The following is an 18,071-nucleotide window of genomic DNA, read 5'->3' on the forward strand; positions in this document are numbered from 1 at the left end:
GGTGAGGGTGAGGGTGAGGGTGAGGGTGAGGGTGAAGGTGAAGGTGAAGGTGAAGGTGAAGGTGAAGGTGAAGGTGAGCCGACTGATCCGGCCGACGTCTTGCTGGAAGCCTTCGACAGTGCCGATTTGAACAACGACGGTCGACTCAGCATCTCCGAGGCCAGATCACAGATTCCCGGACTCACTCAGGAGACTTTTGATACGCTGGATGCGAACGAAGACGGTCTGCTGAGCCGCGCAGAGCTCGGGGAGACCCCCGAGGTAGGTTGCCCATTTGGAAAGTCCACTGCAAGAGTCTGGAGCGACTTGTTTGTGCTCGCGCTGGCAGCGTTGGGCGTGGCGGCGTGGAGCCCCCCCACGCCGTGGAGGCAATAATTTCGGAATTTCCGCGCCGCACATTGCCCTTCTGGTCCGTAAGTGCTAGCATGATGCTGGCTGCGTGCGGCCATGGAGGTTCAGACAATGACGCGATGGATTGTGGCGCTCGGCGCCTGGCTGGTCTTTGCGGCGGGTGCATCGGCGCAAGTCACCGTAAGTTTTGATGCCAACCTGAATCTCGGCGCGGGCTACCTCGAGGCCGCCTTCACGGACGGCACCAGCACCGGCGGCCCGGCTATCACCGCCTGGGCCTGGGACTTTGGCGACGGCGGCACGAGCACGGATCAGAACCCCGTCCACGCCTTCACGAGCGGCGGCACCTATGATGTCTCCCTGACCGTCACGGTCGAGGGGACCGACCACACCCTGACCCGCGAGCGTCTGATCAGTGTTGCCAATCTCGACAACCCGGCGAGCGGTCTCATCGATCTTTCCAGCGCGGCCATTCTCATCAACAGCGGCACGCGCCCGAAGGCCGAGGCGAAGGCGCCCGTGGTGCTCTCGGAAGAGATCGAGAAGCGCACCGGCCTGACTCTCACTACGACATCCACGCTGCCGCCCACGGGCAACGTGATCGCCATCGGAGCCTACCAGAGCGGCAAGGTCATCAGCCCCGAGGGCTACACGATATTCTGCGAGGAGAACAACGGCCGCACGATTGTCTGGATCCTCGGCAATGGCCCGCGCGGCGCCCTCTATGGCGCCGGGGCCCTCTTGCGCGCCCTGAAATGGGAGACGGGCAAAGCGGGCCTCGCTGAGCCTTTGGACACGACCTCCTCGCCGACCTACGCCCTGCGCGGCCACCAGCTCAGCTACGGCAACACGGGCAACTCCTACGACGCCTGGGACCGGGACACCTACGAGCAGTATATCCGCGAACTCGTCATTTTCGGCACCAATGCGATTGAAAACGCCTTCACGGACGACACCAGCCCCCACTTCCCGCCCAGCGCCGATGAAATGCAGGTGAACATCAGCGAGATCTGCGCGGACTACGATATCGACTACTGGCTCTGGGCCAACGTCATCGGCGCCCTGCCCGGCAGCACCGCCAGTGAACTCGCGCGCCACGAAGCCCTCTATGCCCAGTTGCCGCGCCTGGATGCCGTCTTCGTGCCCGGCGGCGACCCCGGTGACAACGATCCCCTCGACGTCATGGCCTACCTCGAGCAACTGGCGACGGTGCTCCACCAGTATCACCCCGATGCGGAGTTGTGGGTTTCCAACCAGGGCTTCGAGCACGAAGAAAACGATGCCTTCTTCGAGTACCTGGCCACGGAAGAGCCCACCTGGCTCACCGGTGTGGTCTACGGCCCCTGGACCAAGCTCAGCATGGCAGAAGAGCGCCAGCGCACACCGAGCCGCTACCCAATTCGCCACTATCCCGACATCACCCACAATGTCCGCTGCCAGTTCCCCCAGAAAGACTTCGACCGAAGCTTTGCCCATGCCCTCGGCCGCGAGGCCATCAACCCCCGGCCCACGGCCAATATCACAGTCCACGATTACAACGCCCCCCAGACCATCGGCTTCCTGGCCTACACCGAAGGGGTCCATGACGATGTGAACAAGTTCATCTGGAGCATGCGCGCCTGGAGCACGGACAACACGGCGGAAAGCATCCTCACGGAATACAGCCGCTTCTTCTTTGCGCCGCAGGTCGCCACCGCGGCGAAGAATGGCATACTCGCGCTGGAAGACAACTGGACAAAGCCGGCCCTCACCAATACGGGCGTGGATGACACCTTCGCGCAATGGACGGAACTGGAAGCGGCCAATCCGGACCTCGCGGCCAACTGGCGCTGGAACCTTAACTTGACCCGCGCCTACTACGACAAATTCGTGCGCGAAAAAGTCGTCGATGAGGCGGGCTACGAAGACGCCGCCCTGGCCCTGCTGCGCACTGCACCGACGCTGGGCGCCGAAAACGCCATCAATGCTGCGCGGGCCGAACTGGACAAGGCCGACACCCTTTCCGCCGATCAGATCGAGCGGCGCAACCGCATCGTGGCGCTGTGCGACACGTTGTGGACACAGATCGGTTTTCAGCCCAGCGTGGACAGCCCCTATCTCGCCAAGAATCCGGAACGGGGCGCGATCCTGGATACCCTGGACCATCCCGCCAACAACCGGCCCTTCCTGGAAAACGTATTCGAGCAGGTGGCCGCCATGGCCACGGAAGACGAGAAGCTGGCCTATCTCGATGAAATCGTGAACTGGGAGGATCCGGGCCCCGGCGGCTTCTACGACGACCTCGGCTCGGCCGAGCGTCAGCCCCATCTGGTGCACCCCTTCGGTTGGCAGCAGGATCCCGGCCACGTGAAATCGCCGGGCAACGAATTCTTCTGGCACAACCTCGATCTGAATGATCTGCAACGGGCCGGCGGACGTCTGTCCTGGCAGGACCAGGCCTACACCCTCTACGGCCAGCCGCTGGTCATGCGCTACACCGATCTCGACCCCAACGCCCAGTACCGCGTCCGCGCCACCTACGCGGGACGTTTTAACCCCACCATGACCCTGAAGGCCGACGGTGTCTTGATTCACGACGCCGTGAGCACCCAGATCTATCCGCCCCGCGAATACGATATCCCCCTGAGCGCCACCGCCGATGGCGTGGTTGAGCTGCAATGGGATCTCGTTACCGGACGGGGTTGCCAGATCGCCGAGGTATGGCTGATCAATACCGATGCCGCGGCTGAAGGCGAAGGTGAGGGCGAAGGTGAGGGCGAAGGCGAAGGTGAGGGCGAAGGCGAGGGCGAAGGCGAGGGCGAAGGTGAAGGTGAGGGCGAAGGTGAAGGTGAGGGCGAAGGTGAGGGCGAAGGCGAGGGTGAGGGTGAGGGTGAGGGTGAGGGTGAGGGTGAGGGAAATTGCCCGAATGCTGGCGATCTTTCGTTCGTCCAGGCCATCGCGGATGACACCGACATAGCGGCTTTGGGATATCCCCGAGTCCTGGTTGTTTCACCGGATGAGAAACACGTATATGTAGGTTCCGTTGTTGACAAGAACATCAACGTATTCGCGCGAAATGATGAAACGGGTGCCCTGAACCACCTGCAGACACTGAGCAACTGGGCCAGTGGCACAAGTGTCTCCCTATGGGCCAAGGAAATCGCCATCTCGCCGGACGGACGCTTCGTCTACTATTTATCGGGTGCATCGAGCGGCCCGTCCATCATGTCCATCTTCAGCCGAAACGCGGACTCGGGCATCCTCACCCACGTGAATTGGGTCGGCGGAAACACCAACGGAACCGCCGGTATCTATGACGAGGCGGACTCACTCACTCTTTCCCATGATGGGCGATTTGCATTCCTGGGCAGTGAAGACGGCCAAGAATCGGTCTTTACCGTCTACAACCGTAATGCGGAGACCGGCGCACTCACCGTTCGCAACTTGATCCGGGGTGGCGACGAACCGTTGGATCCCTGTGTCTCCATAGCCGTGTCCGCCAACGACCGGTTCATCTACACGATTCGGATCGATGCGGCCGACGCCTGGTCGATGGTCCGATTCGCGTGGGATGATGCGACCGAGAACTACGTCATCGATGCAAGGACCACGCCCCCCGCGGGAAGCCAGTACACGCCGTCGCACATATCGGAAATTCGCCTGCCCGATGACGGCCTCCACGCCTACATTACCGATTACCTGGATGACGACATCTATGTGCTTGATCGGGACCCCGAGACCGGAGAGCTGAGCGACTTGCCTGTGCACCACTATCTGGGAAGCTCGGGGCCGGCGGATCTTGTTGTCACCCCGGACGGCAGGACGGCTGTTGTCACGTCCATCCTCTCGGGCGTCATTACGACCTACTCCCGCGATATTGAGACCGGTGCACTGGTAAAAATTGATGAGATGGGCGGTGAGAAGGATAGTACTGACAATCCAACGGAGCTCGCGCGTCCGTACCGGGTCGCACTCGACCCCAAAGGCCGTCATGCCTATGTCGCCTCCGGCAAGGAGTACGCCTTCAACAAGGAGGTTGTGGCTGTATTCTCGCTGGGATATGACGATTGTTATCCTGCGGAAGGCGAAGGCGAAGGCGAGGGTGAAGGTGAAGGTGAAATAGTTGCTGATTTCATCGCCAGCTTTACCTCCGGCGAAGTGCCGCTTACGGTGGAATTCACCGATACCTCGGATACCGGCGGTAGTCCCGCCCTTTCCTGGTTCTGGTCCTTCGGCGACAACACCTTCAGCAGTCTCCAGAATCCGATCCACACCTACACAAGCGTCGGTAACTACACCGTCTCACTAAGCATCACCACGGCCAACGGAAGCGATGCCGAAGAACGACGTCACTATATTATCGTGGGTCCGTCCTCGGGTGAGGGTGAGGGTGAGGGTGAGGGTGAGGGTGAAGGTGAGGGTGAGGGTGAGGGCGAAGGTGAGGGCGAAGGTGAAGGTGAAGGTGAGGGTGAGGGTGAGGGCGAAGGTGAAGGCGAGGGCGAGGGCGAGGGTGAAGGCGAGGGCGAGGGTGAAGGCGAAGGTGAAGGCGAAGGTGAAGGCGAGGGTGAAGGCGAGGGTGAAGGTGAAGGTGAAATCCCCAACGCGGAAGAAACCCTGCTCGCGGCCTTCTCCAGCGCCGATGCCAATAGCGACGGACGCCTGAGCTACAGCGAGGCCCGCGCCCAGTTACCCGGCCTCTCCCGCGATCAGTTTGACGACATGGACGCCAATCAGGACGGCCTCCTCAGCCGCGCCGAACTGGGTGAAGCGCCGGAACCCACGGGATGCCCCGCGGGCAAGACCACATCGCAGTACCTCGGCGATCTGTTCCTGCTCGGTCTCGCAATACTGGTACTCTGTGGAAGTCGGCGCGCCACCATCGAGTGAGCATTCACCGCCCCTCCTCCGCGATCTCGGTTGCGGAGGAAGGGTCTTCCAAACCGCGTTCGCTTTTACGCGATTGTCCGTGTGCCCGCCCGGATGTTACCATGGCGGGGCAGGCCCCTCTTCATTTCAGGCACCCCGCCCGTCGGGGAAGAGGGTCGCCAGATTTGGGGCAAGCTCAACTTAGCTCGTGGGAGAGGTGCGTCTTTCTTTGGTGAACCTCTCTCGATCGGCCCGCGGCGCCGGTCCCACACTTACCAACGACAGGATTTGAATCATGGATATCTCCAGACTCTCCGCACGCCCGCGCCTGATGTCACTCGCGTGCGCCATCGCCCTGCTGGCCGCCTTCGCCACGCCCCGGACCGCAGCCGCACCGCTGGACGACTACATCGCCGCTCCCGACCCGACCTACAGCTATGAACTCCTGAGCACCACGCCGGGCGCGGGCTACACCTCCCATATCTACACCATGAATTCCCAGACCTGGCGAAGTGCGGAAGAGGTGGATAGACCCGTATGGCAGCACTGGATCCGCGTGGCCGTTCCGAATGTCAGGACCCACGACAAGGCCATGCTGCTCATCTCCGGCGGGAGCAACGGAGGCGGCGCACCCACGACAGTCGATCCGGAGATGGGCGCCATCGCCGTGGCCACCCAGGCCATCGTGGTCGAGCTCAAGATGGTCCCCAACGAGCGAATCCGCTTTCTGGATGAAAAGGACTACCGCTATGTGAATGCGGGGCGCACCGAGGACGAAATGATCGCCTACACCTGGGACAAGTTCTTCAGCACCGGCGACGCCACCTGGCTGGCCCGACTCCCCATGACCAAGTCCGTGGTGCGCGCCATGGACACCATCGACGCCGAATTCGACGTGACGGGTTATTTTGTGGCGGGAGCCTCCAAGCGCGGTTGGACCACCTGGACCACGGCCGCGGCGGATCCGCGCGTGGAGGCCATAGCCCCGCTGGTCATCGATGTGCTCAACGTCGAAGCGAGCCTGCAACATCATTATGACGCCTACGGCGACTGGGCCCTTTCCATCCAGGACTATGCCGACATGGGCCAGATGGATATCCTCCACACCGATGCCTTTCGAGCCATGCTTGCCATCGAAGACCCCTACAGTTATCTCGACCGCCTCACCATGCCCAAGTTCATCATCAATTCGGCGGGCGACCAGTTCTTCCTGCCGGACTCGTCCCAGTTCTATTTCGGTGATCTTCAGGGCGAAAAGCACCTGCGCTATGTGCCCAATTCCGATCACGGTCTGGATACCCCCGACGCACTGCAGGACCTGACCACGTACTTCGGCGCCTATCTGAACAATATTCCCCGGCCCGAGTTCACCTGGTCCATCGAGGAGAACGGTTCCCTCCGCGTGGAAACACAGACCGCCCCCACCCGCGTCCTCCTGTGGAAGGCCAGCAACCCCGACGCGCGGGATTTTCGCCAGGAAACCATCGGCGATGCCTGGACCAGCACCACGCTCCAGGAAACGAGCCCCGGAGTCTATGTCGCCAGTGTCCCCGAGCCCGCCCGCGGCTGGACCGCTTTCTTCGTGGAGCTGGAGTTCGACAGCGGCCTGACATACCCCTTCCAGTTCACAACCGAGGTCAAGGTTGTTCCCGACATCCTGCCCTTCAAAGACGCCAACATCCGACCCGAAATCGCCAATCCCACACCGCTGGACACCTACGTAAACACACCCGACCCCGCGTACGAATACGAACTGCTGAGCAAAGTCGACCGCGAGGGCTACACCTCCTACGTCTATACCATGAACTCCCAGAACTGGCGAAGCCCCAGCGAGGTTGACCGCACCCTCTGGCAGCACTGGCTCCTCGTTGCCGTGCCCGACGAGCACCTCCACGACGACGCCCTGATGTGGATCGGCGGCGGCGACAATGGCGGCGCGGCGCCATCGGAAATCGACCCCAAGTGGGGCGCTCTGGCCGCCAGCACCCTCTCGATCGTGGCCGAGGTCAAAATGATTCCGAACCAGTACCTGCGCTTCCCCGATGAAACCGACCCCCGATATCTGGAGAGCGGACGCGAGGAGGACGAAATGATCGCCTACGCCTGGGAGAAATTCCGGCAGACGAAAGATCCCCTCTGGCTCCCCCGCCTCCCCATGACCAAGGCCGTCATGCGCGCCATGGACACCCTTCAGGCCGAATTTACCAGCGTGCAGGGCTTCATGGTGGCGGGCGCCTCCAAGCGCGGCTGGACCACCTGGACCGTGGCGGCGGCTGACCCCCGGGTCCGGGCTCTGGCTCCCCACGTCATCGATCTGCTCAATATCGTGCCCAGTTTCCAGCATCACCACGCCGCCTATGGCGACTGGGCCGAGGCCGTGGGCAGCTATGTGGACATGGGCCTCTTCAACTGGTTTGAAGGCCCTGATTTCCAGGACCTGCTCGATATTGTGGACCCCTACAGCTACCGTGAACGCTACGTCATGCCCAAGTTCATCGTCAACGCCTCGGGCGATGAATTTTTCCTGCCGGATTCGTCCCAGTTTTACTTCGACGAACTGCCCGGCCAGAAATACCTGCGCTATGTGCCCAACACCACCCACAGCCTGAACGATGAGGCCTTCACCGACCTCACCGCGTACTATGGCTCCTACCTGTTCAACACCAACCGCCCGAAATTCACCTGGGAAAAAACCGCGCCGGGCACCCTCGCCATCCACACCGACACCGCGCCGACCCGCGTGGTGCTCTGGCAGGCCACCAACCCCACGGCGCGCAATTTCATCGACGCGACCTACACCAGCCGGGTACTCCCCCACCTCGGCGGTGGAAACTACACAGCCAACGTAACCGAACCCGCAGGAGGCTGGCGCGCCTTTTTCGTTGAGCTGGAATTCCCGAATGGTGAGTACTTCCCGGCGGGCTCGCCCTTCGCAGAACTGGATCTCGCCCCCTTCCGATTCACCACGGATGTACATGTAATCCCGGATACTCTGCCTTTCGGTGGCGAAGGCGAAGGCGAAGGCGAGGGCGAGGGCGAGGGCGAGGGCGAGGGCGAGGGCGAGGGCGAGGGCGAGGGTGAAGGTGAAGGTGAAGGTGAAGGCGAAGGCGAAGGCGAGGGTGAGGGCGAAGGCGAGGGCGAAGGTGAGGGCGAAGGCGAGGGCGAGGGCGAAGGTGAGGGCGAAGGTGAGGGCGAGATCATCGTGGATGCCGACTTTATGGCCTTCCCGTCCTCGGGAAGTGCACCCTTGACCGTCAATTTCACGGATACTTCAGAAACCAGTGGCGAGACCATTCTGAGCTGGTTCTGGAATTTCGGCGACAACACCTTCAGCAATCAGCCCAACCCAACGCACGTCTATGATCGTGTCGGAATGTATACGGTCTCACTCAGTATCACCACGGCCTCGGGTAGCTCCGCGGAAGTTCGCCGTGAATATATCATCGTTGGACCAGGCGGCGAAGGCGAGGGCGAAGGCGAGGGCGAAGGTGAGGGCGAAGGCGAGGGTGAAGGCGAGGGTGAAGGCGAGGGTGAAGGCGAGGGTGAAGGCGAGGGTGAAGGCGAGGGTGAGGGTGAGGGTGAAGGTGAGGGTGAGGGTGAGGGTGAGGGTGAGGGTGAAGGTGAAATCCCCAACGCGGAAGAAAGCCTGCTCGCGGCCTTCTCCAGCGCCGATGCCAACAGCGACGGACGCCTGAGCTTCAGCGAGGCCCGCGCCCAGTTACCCGGCCTCTCCCGCGATCAGTTTGACGACATGGACGCCAATCAGGACGGCCTCCTCAGCCGCGCCGAACTGGGTGAAGCGCCGGAACCCACGGGATGCCCCGCGGGCAAGCCCGGCTTGCCGAAACCGGGCGATCTGTTCCTGCTTGGCCTGGCGATGCTCGCGCTGCTCGTGGGCAACGCGCGAATGCGTTGAGTCTTCAAATACAGCGGACGGGGCCGATCATGCCGATCGGCCCCGCCCGTTTAACCATTTTCTCGTCCATTACTTCCCCGCCCCGCCTGTCCGTTCACCCACCCCCCAGACCAAGGAGACGGTCAAGGCGACTTTGGCCCGGAGGCGGGACCACATCGCGGATGGGTCCGCGCCCGGCGAGATCCGTGAGGATCGCCATGGCCTCTTCGGTCATGGGAAATTCGCTCGGATACTCCAGCCACTCCACGTGGCCGTCCATGTAGAGCACGTTGCCGCCGCGAAGGTTTCCGTGGTTGTCCGGCCATTCGATGAGCAGCGGGATCTCGTGTTGACCGAAGTAGCTCACTGTCGATGGATCAGAATCTGTCACGGGAAAGCGTTCGGCACCCTCTTGGATGCGCCGGATGGTGACATCGCCATGTTCCAGGTTTTCGCTAAAGTCATTGCCGCCCGCAATGGCCTCTCTATACGCCGCGGCAAAGGCCTCAAGCAACTCCTGGGTGGGCACAAAATAGCCCGGATAGACGTAGCTGTGATCGTCCGCCACGGGCTGGCGGTAGGCCTGGGGCGAGCCGGGGCAGTTCATGCGCCGCAGGTCGAAAAGGTGAAACTGGACGAAACGCGGATCGTCGTACGTGAGTACCCCTTCTTCCGCGTTCAGCTTCGGGAAATGCATGCCCTCGGACAGGTTGGCGTAGGTCTTGAACGCGATCCACGCCGTCTTCAGGTTTCGCCCGCAGAGCGCCTGCTGGAAGGGGTCATTCTCGTCCGTGAAGGATCGTGATTCCCACGCCGTCGCCGGGCTCCAGCCCGCCAGCGCGCCCAGGGTCGATATCGTCGCCTCGCTCATGGGAAACTCGCCGGGATAGTCGTGCCATTCCACATGGCCGTCCAGATAGCCCACATGGCCACCCGCTTGACCCTCGTGATTTCCCGGCCATTCAATGAATACGGGGACGTCCTGTGCCAGGGGGATTTCCTCCAGGGGCGTGTCTGGCGGCCAGGTGAGATTCGCGGTGACGCCGGATTTTAGCCGGATCAATGCGGACCCATAGCTCGATGTCACGGGCAGATCGGTGGTGAAATCGCCGCCGCCCGCCAGCCTTGCGGCGTAGGCCACGGCAAACTGCTGCGCGTCGCTGTCGTTCATCAGCATGTAGCCGAGATAGGCATAGTGCTGATCGTTCACGAGGGAATCCGACGTTGCAAAAGCCGGCCCGGGACAAACCAGCGTTTCCCGATTCGACAAATACTCGGGATAGACCGTCGTTTCGTCGTACATCAGCTTTCCCGACTCCGAGGAGAGCACCGGGTATACGTCCCCCGCGCTCTCGTACGAGAACATACGATTTATCCGGTACAAATTCGTGAAATTCCCCCGGCAAGCCACGAGAAAATCGTAGGGGTCGTTCTCCGCCAGATAGAAGGTATCGGGAGGGCGGTGTGGATTGGGCGGAGCGGGCTGCGCGATGCCGCGCAAGGCGTTGATGGTCGCCTCGGTCATGGGAAACTCACCGGGGTAGGGCTGCCACTCGACGTGACCATCCATATAGAGCACGTTGCCGCCCAATTGACCTTCGTGGTTCTCGGGCCACTCGATCATCACCGGCATTCTGCTCTGGGCGATTCCGACGCTCGCTGGATTGTTGATATCCGTTATTACAAAGCGTTCAATACCCTCACGAAGCCGAAGAATCGTCGTCCCATAGGACGATGGCACCGGCAAGTCGTCCTCAAACGTTCCGCCCCCCGACAAATGCGTCGCATAGGCCCCCGCAAAGGCAAGTACATCGGAATCATTGGCCAGCAGGTAGCCCCAGTAAGCAAAGTGATTATCGCCGAAAATCGGCAGCGGCGGCGCATCGGCCCGCCCGGCGCACACGAGTAACTCCCGGTTGTTGGCGTACTCGGGAAATACGTCCTCAACATCGAAAAGGAGTTTGCCCGATTCGGTGCTCAACTTCGGCCACTTTTCCCCCTGGCTTTCGTTGGCGTACATCTTCAATGTGAGGCCGAGGTTTCGGAATTTGCTGGAACAGGCCGCCGCGTAAGCACTGAGTCCCGATGTATCTGGATTGTTGTTCCAGGCGTTCGGCGGCGTGTAGCCCGCGAGATTGGCCAGCGTGGTCATGGCCACCTCCGTCATGGGGAATTCGCCGGGATAAGCCTGCCACTCGGCATGGCCGTCCATGTACAGCACATTCGCCCCCCAACCCTGCTGGTGGTTGTCCGGCCAATCCCACATGACCGGGATCTGCGACTGAACTATCGCACTGGCGGCGGGATTGTTGATGTCGGTAATGTAAAAGCGCTCAACGCCTTCTCGCAGCCGGTGAATGGTCTCTCCGTTCACTTCCAGATCCGTCGAGAAGTCACCCCCATCCGCCAGGCGCGCCTCATAGCCCTCCGCAAAGGCGAGCACGTCTTCATCCGACGTGAGGACGTAGCCGGTATACACATAGAACACGTCGTCTATAAGCTCTTCGGGCAATTCGCGCACCGGCGCGGGACAGACGAGGACTTCGTCGTCGGTCAAGTACTCGGGGCGAATCTGATCGGGCTGGAACATCAATCGCCCCGCCACGGCGGGCATGGACGGCCACAATTCGCCCTGGCTCTCGTAGGCGTACATCTTGAGCGCCAGCCCCATCTGTTTCAGATTGTTCTGGCACCCCGCCTGGAGCGACGCATTGCGTGCCATCCGCGAGTCCAGCTCCCAGATGCCCGTGGCCAGCGCCGTGGCACCCGCCGCCGCCAGAAGCCCCGCCACGCCAAGCGCCAAGCCGAACGGCCGGACCGCTGCTTGAACGCGCCCGTCCCCTTTCGCCGTCACGGGCCGACCATGCCACCAGGCACGGAGCTCCACTATCATACGATCCCAGGTGATTTCGCCCATGGTAATTCTCCCCCGTCGCGTAGAACGAGTTGCCCGTTGACATTAAGGCCTTTACTATAACCGCATCGCGGGAGCGCTGACAATGGAAAAGTGATTCCATCTCCGCCCTCGTGGTTTTCTATACCATGTCAATAATATACACACATTTTTCCGTGGCGCTTAGCGAAGATTCATGATAGACTCTTAACTCGTACCGTCGGCGATAATCGTGACGGCAATTTCACCGGGAGGGGCTCATGTATCGTCTGGGATGCGGGTTGCTGATACTCGCCTGTGCCGCCGTGGCGTCGGCGGAGGTCGTGATTCGGGTGGATCAAGATCGGTTCTCCGCATCCTCGCGCGACGGCATGACCTGGCAGACGGCATTCCGGACCATCCAGGAGGGCGTGGCCGCGGCGGTGAACGCGGGCGGTGGCGAAATATGGGTGGCGGAGGGATCGTACACCGGACCCGCGAGCATGGCCCAGAGCGGCACCGGCGAGATGCTGGGCGAGACCCATGTCATCCTGCCCGCGGGGGTGCACCTCTTCGGCGGCTTTCGGGGCTCCGAAACGTCGCGGGATCAGCGAAACTGGGTAAACGAGCGCACCTACATCACTGGCGGCAACGCGCGGCGCGGCGTCTTCGTCACGGGCGAGGGCGAAGCAACCCTGGATGGCTTCATCCTCCAAAGGGGTCGCGGGGAGCGGGGCGGCGGCCTCTACAACGACGGCACCCGATTGGCCCTCGCCAATTGCCGTTTCGAGCGCAACGCCGCGGACCTCCACGGGGGCGGCCTCTACAACAGCACTGCGGCTATCACAACTTCCTCCAACCTTGTCTTCTGGGACAATACGGCGGCTTTCGCCGGGGGCGGCCTCTATTCGGATGCGGAATCCCTTTCCCTGGAGCGCTGCAATTTCTCCAACAACGATGCGGCCGTTGGCGGCGGCATCTACGGGGCTGGCGGCAAGAGCCACTTCCTCCAGTGCACGCTCACCAACAACACCGCATCGGATGCGGGCGGGGGCTATGCCTACGAGGGCGTGGAAACCACCGAGTTCACCAATTGCGTTGTTTCCGGCAACAGCGCGGGCACCTTGGGCGGCGGTATATTCCACGACGGCTACCGCGTCTCACTCACAAACACCACCATCGCGCGCAACAGCGCCCCCGAAGGCGGCGGCTTTTACGTCGGCCAGGGCTTTCCCCTGCTGCTCAACAGCATCGTGTACGGCAATGGCGCAAGTAATCTGCGCGAAGCCATCGACTACCCCTTCAACATGCTGGCTTCCTGTATTGAGCATGAAGCAATCGATGCGATGCAGGGAATCATCAACAGCGCGCCGCAATTCATCGATCCCGCGCGCCAGGGATTCGGCCTCGGTGCCGCATCGCCCTGCCTGGACACCGGCCTGGCGGATTGGGCATCGGTAGGCATCGATCTGCTCGGAACGGCGCGACCGCAACGCGCCGGCATCGACATGGGCGCGCTGGAAATGATTGTGCCCGGCGAATCTCGCGACACCGACCGCGATGGAATGCCGGACGTGTGGGAACAAGTCCATTTCGGCACGCTGGACCGGAACGGCGGTGCCAGCTACGACGCCGATGGACTCTCCGATATCAACGACTACCGGTATGGAACGGACCCGGGCAACGCCGACACGGACGGCGACACGGTATCCGATGGCGACGAGGTGAATTACGGCACGGATCCCCTGGACCCCAGCAGCTCGCCCGAAGTGGCGGAGTTCCCCGACGACAATCTGGAAGCCGCGATTCGCAGCAGAATCGGGAAGCAATCCGGAACGATCTACGTCGGAGATGTGTCGGGAATCGTGAGCCTGACGGCCAACTACAAACGCATTGTCGATCTCACCGGCCTCGAGCATCTGGAGAGCCTTCAGTCGCTTGAACTTCGCGGAAACCAGATTTACGATCTGTCACCGCTGGCGGATCTCGAGCATGTTTACTATCTCGACCTCTACGGCAACTTGATCGAAGATATCGGCCCGCTGTCCGGGTGGAGTGCGCTGGCGTATGTGGATCTGATGGACAACCTGATCGCTGACATCGATGCGGCGGCGGGTTGGACCCAGCTCGAAGAATTGATTCTGTACAGCAATTTCGTCTCGGATCTCACGCCTCTTGCCGGTGCCGAGCGCTTGATCGCGCTGAACCTCACGTACAATCGCGTGGTCGAACTCACACCCCTCGCTGAGCTGAGCGGACTGGTGTATCTACACCTGAGTGGAAATCGCATTGCAAGTCTGGAGGGAGTGCAGGACCTGACCGCCCTGAGATCGCTGGACGTGGCAAATAATCGGATAGCCTCGCTGGATGAAATCGCGGGCCTGACGTCGCTGACATCTCTCTACGCTTCCGACAACAGAATTACGGACCTTGCGCCCCTAACCGGACTCACCGAGTTGACATCACTCTGGATATCTTCCAATCGGGTATCCGATTTGAGTCCCATCGCGGGCGCAACGAAGTTGGAAAATCTGTACGCAAGCAGTAACAGGATCAGCGATCTGTCCCCCATTGCGGAATTGAGCCCACTGCGTTTCCTCTCCCTATCTTCAAATCGAATCGAAAGTCTGGTGCCGCTGTCTGGATTGGTTGCGCTGTACGACTTGAACCTGAACCAGAATGCGATCACGAACCTTCAGGGCTTTCCCAACGCCCCGGGATTGCGAGATCTCTATCTGCAAGATAACGAACTGTCCAATCTGGACGGTCTTCCCGCGATCCCGGCGATCTACTACGCCTACTTGAGCGGCAATCACCTGAGCGAGCTCGGCACCTTGGCGACGCTCTGCCCCAACCTCCACACGCTGGATATCGCCCGAAATCCTATTACGGATCTGAGTCCGATAGCGGCATGGTCACAGCTTTCGGAACTCGACGTATCGCGGACGGATGTCAGCGACTTCACTCCCTTGTCCGCAATGAATCGTTTGAGATACCTGAAAGCCGCGAACAACAGGATGACCGACCTTTCGTGGGTGACGCCTCTCACGGGCCTGTCCTACCTCAATGTGGCGGACAACAACCTCGAAGACATTTCTGCAGTTTCAAGTCTCAATGAACTTGATGACTTGGACCTTTCGGGCAATCCCCTTCGAGACCTGTCCGCAATTCCGGCGGGAGCAAACCTGGATTGGCTAGGCCTGAGCAATTGCGGCCTCCACGACCTCTCCACACTCGCGGCAAGCACCGCCCTCCGGTCGCTTTCATTGTCTGGCAACTGCCTTACGTACCTACCTGACCTGACTCGTTTCCCCAATCTCTACGACGTGGCTCTGAGGGATAATCGAATCGCCGACATTACGGGCCTCGCCGGAGCGCAATCCCTTTACTCGCTTGACCTCGGTCGCAATCAGATTTCCGACATCTCGAGCCTCGCGACACTTTCCAGCTTGCGATATCTTGATGTGGACTATAACCAGCTTGAGTCGCTTGCCCCCTTGAGCTCATTAAATGCCCTCTATTCGCTCAACGCAGGTTACAATCGCATCAGCGACCTTTCTCCTCTGACCGGACAGGTCAATCTGTATTCGCTCCAACTCGCGAGCAATAGAATCGTCGATCTGACCCCCCTCGCCGAGCTTCACCAATTGGAGATCCTGTCCATTCCATTGAATACCATTACGGACCTGGCTCCCCTGGCGGGTCTCGAAAACCTGTTTTTCCTCTTCGCCTCCTACAACGACATCCAAGACCTCAGCCCACTCGCCATGTTGAGCAGCTTGGAGCACTTACATATTGCCGACAACCAGATTGCAGATCTCTCGCCGCTCCAGGATATGAATGGACTGATAGCACTCGCTATCTCCCAGAATCCGATTTCCACGCTCGATCCTCTGACGGCGCTGACCGGCTTGCGGAATCTCCAAGTGTACGGCCTCGGCCTGGAGTCCCTGGGTCCCCTGACCCAACTCACCAACTTGGAAATGCTGCTCATCGGCGCGAACGCCATATCCGACCTTCAGGCCTTCGCGGCCTTTCCATTGTTGGAGTATCTCGAGATCTCCGAAAGCGGTCTCGCACAGATCGACACGCTGCCCCCCTTCCCCTGGCTTCGCTACCTGAACGTGTCGGGCAATGCCATTACTGATATCACCAAAGTAGCCTCCTATCCCCGCCTTGAATACCTCTACATCGCTGACAACCAAATCGGAGACCTTGGGGCCGTCGCGGCGCTGGACGATTTGCAATATCCCCGAATTGACCAGAATCCGCTCCGCGACCTTACTCCCCTGGCGTCGTTAAAGCACCTCGTGAATTTGAATGCCAGCGACCTGAACATCGAAAACCTGGCACCCATAACCCATTTTGAAGAATTGCAAACGCTCACGCTGGACCGCACGCCCGTTTCGGACCTGACCCAGATCCCGGAATTGGTATCCGGGGGCAACTTATACCTTCAGAGCACCGGGGTGAGCGACCTGACTCCGCTGCTGGAACGCACCGACCGTTCGAGAAATCTTCGCGTTAAATTGGGAAACAATCCGCTCGGTGCTGAGGTCTTCTGCACGCAATTGGGCCAGCTTGAGCGCCAGGGCCAGAAGCCATTTCACTCCGTCGATGTCGAAGCGCAACCCGCCCTGGTGTACCTGCCTTTCCAGAACATCGAGCTTGCCTGCGCCGAGCCCACCGGCGATCCCGACGAGGATGGCGTTGTGACTATCGACGAAGTTAATGCCGGAACGGATCCCCTGGTATCCGACGCCCCGGGCGAGGGTGAAGGCGAAGGCGAGGGTGAAGGCGAAGGCGAAGGCGAGGGTGAAGGCGAAGGCGAGGGTGAAGGCGAGGGTGAAGGCGAGGGTGAAGGCGAGGGTGAAGGCGAGGGTGAAGGTGAAGGTGAAGGTGAAGGTGAAGGCGAGGGTGAAGGTGAACTTGGCGAGTCGAACCAGTACTCGTGGGACGGAAGTTGGTCCCCCACGCCCAATGAATTGCCGCCACCAGGATTCTATGACGATGACTATTTCGACGGGCACGACGTACTTGGTGTGCCTTCGCCCATTTTGCCTCCGGGGAATTGGGACTTTATCGACCCGATTACGAGCAATATCGCGCTGCTGAGCCTTCACCGAAACTTTGTTCAAAACGTGGCTGAGATTGTGCTGCTGGTCGACGAAGATATGAATCCCTATGGCTGGCGGCTTGAAGGCGCCGATCCCGCGGCGACAAACCTGATCGGGGCCATCGGCTCGTACCAGGGTTCCTCCGGGGTCGACATCGCCGATACCGGTCCGGGCGGCACCATGCGTTCCGGCGAGTTCCGCATGGGCGACGGGCCAGACGTGCTGCGATTCGCCACCTACGCGTCTTCCGATGCGCGGACGGGCTCCGACCTCGATGGCAACGAGCGGGACAACGACCTGGTCATCGCCGGTGACGATATCATCCGCGCGGTAATGGATCCCGCGGTGCGGGCGGCGACCCTGCACACGGGGCCGGGCAACGATCTGGTCTTTGTCAATAATATGGAGCAGGCGGCTATCGATTTGGGCAACGGCGCGGACGGGCGTACCGACACGCTGGACCCGGAAGATGGCGACGACATGATCGTTATTGGTGGCAACCTCCGCGACAGCCGCATCTACGGCGGCGGCGGGGACGACATCTTTGTGTGGCACATCGACGAGACCGGGCCGACCTCAGCCCTCCTTGCCAATTCCTTCTTCGGCACGGGCGGCTGGCTTCCGGCTGTCTGGGAAGACACCGGCAGGGATCGCCTGATCCTGGTCATTCCCGACGACACCACCGTCTTCAGCGGGGCTGGCGTCGTGGACAATGGCGAGGTCCAGGTGGGTACCCGCCCAAGCTGGCCGGACACCCCGGTCCCGGACCCGCCCACGGTCGACAACGTATTTGCGCGCTACTACGGCATCGCGGGCCTCAGCCCGGAGGGCAATCGCCGTTCGGTTTTCTTCGACTACAAGTCCGTCTCGGGTCACGTTCGCGCCGGAGACATCCTTCTGACCGGGGTGGAGGAACTCCAACTGGGCATAGGTCCCGACGCCAAGGTGTACCGCCTTGACGACGTCAACGGCGCGGCCATTCTCGCGCCGG

The 18,071-nt window shown here is 61.0% G+C and carries 5 protein-coding genes; 4 read left to right on the forward strand and 1 reads right to left on the reverse strand.

Annotation, left to right across the window (positions count from 1 at the left end; all coding sequences use genetic code 11):
* The 3 genes from JNK74_27590 to JNK74_27600 all read left to right on the forward strand — a co-directional run.
* On the forward strand, nt 1–375 hold a 375-nt coding region (locus tag JNK74_27590), incomplete at its 5' end, for an EF-hand domain-containing protein (GenBank protein MBL7649954.1).
* An 87-nt stretch (nt 376–462) separates the two neighbouring features.
* Complete coding sequence (locus JNK74_27595; protein MBL7649955.1) at nt 463–5,217, forward strand: beta-propeller fold lactonase family protein; 4,755 nt, start codon at nt 463–465, stop codon at nt 5,215–5,217.
* A 274-nt stretch (nt 5,218–5,491) separates the two neighbouring features.
* Nucleotides 5,492–9,112, forward strand: coding sequence for a PKD domain-containing protein (locus JNK74_27600; protein MBL7649956.1), 3,621 nt, complete (start codon nt 5,492–5,494; stop codon nt 9,110–9,112).
* Nucleotides 9,113–9,206: 94 nt separating this feature from the next.
* Here the strand turns inward: JNK74_27600 and JNK74_27605 are convergent, their stop codons facing one another.
* Nucleotides 9,207–12,008, reverse strand: coding sequence for a hypothetical protein (locus JNK74_27605; GenBank protein MBL7649957.1), 2,802 nt, complete (start codon nt 12,006–12,008; stop codon nt 9,207–9,209).
* A gap of 236 nt (nt 12,009–12,244) precedes the next feature.
* Between JNK74_27605 and JNK74_27610 the strand changes: the two genes are divergently transcribed.
* Nucleotides 12,245–18,071 (forward strand): leucine-rich repeat domain-containing protein (locus JNK74_27610; protein MBL7649958.1); only part of this gene is annotated, 5,827 nt, incomplete at its 3' end.

It is taken from the genome of Candidatus Hydrogenedentota bacterium, assembly GCA_016791475.1.
GTDB lineage: Bacteria > Hydrogenedentota > Hydrogenedentia > Hydrogenedentales > JAEUWI01 > JAEUWI01.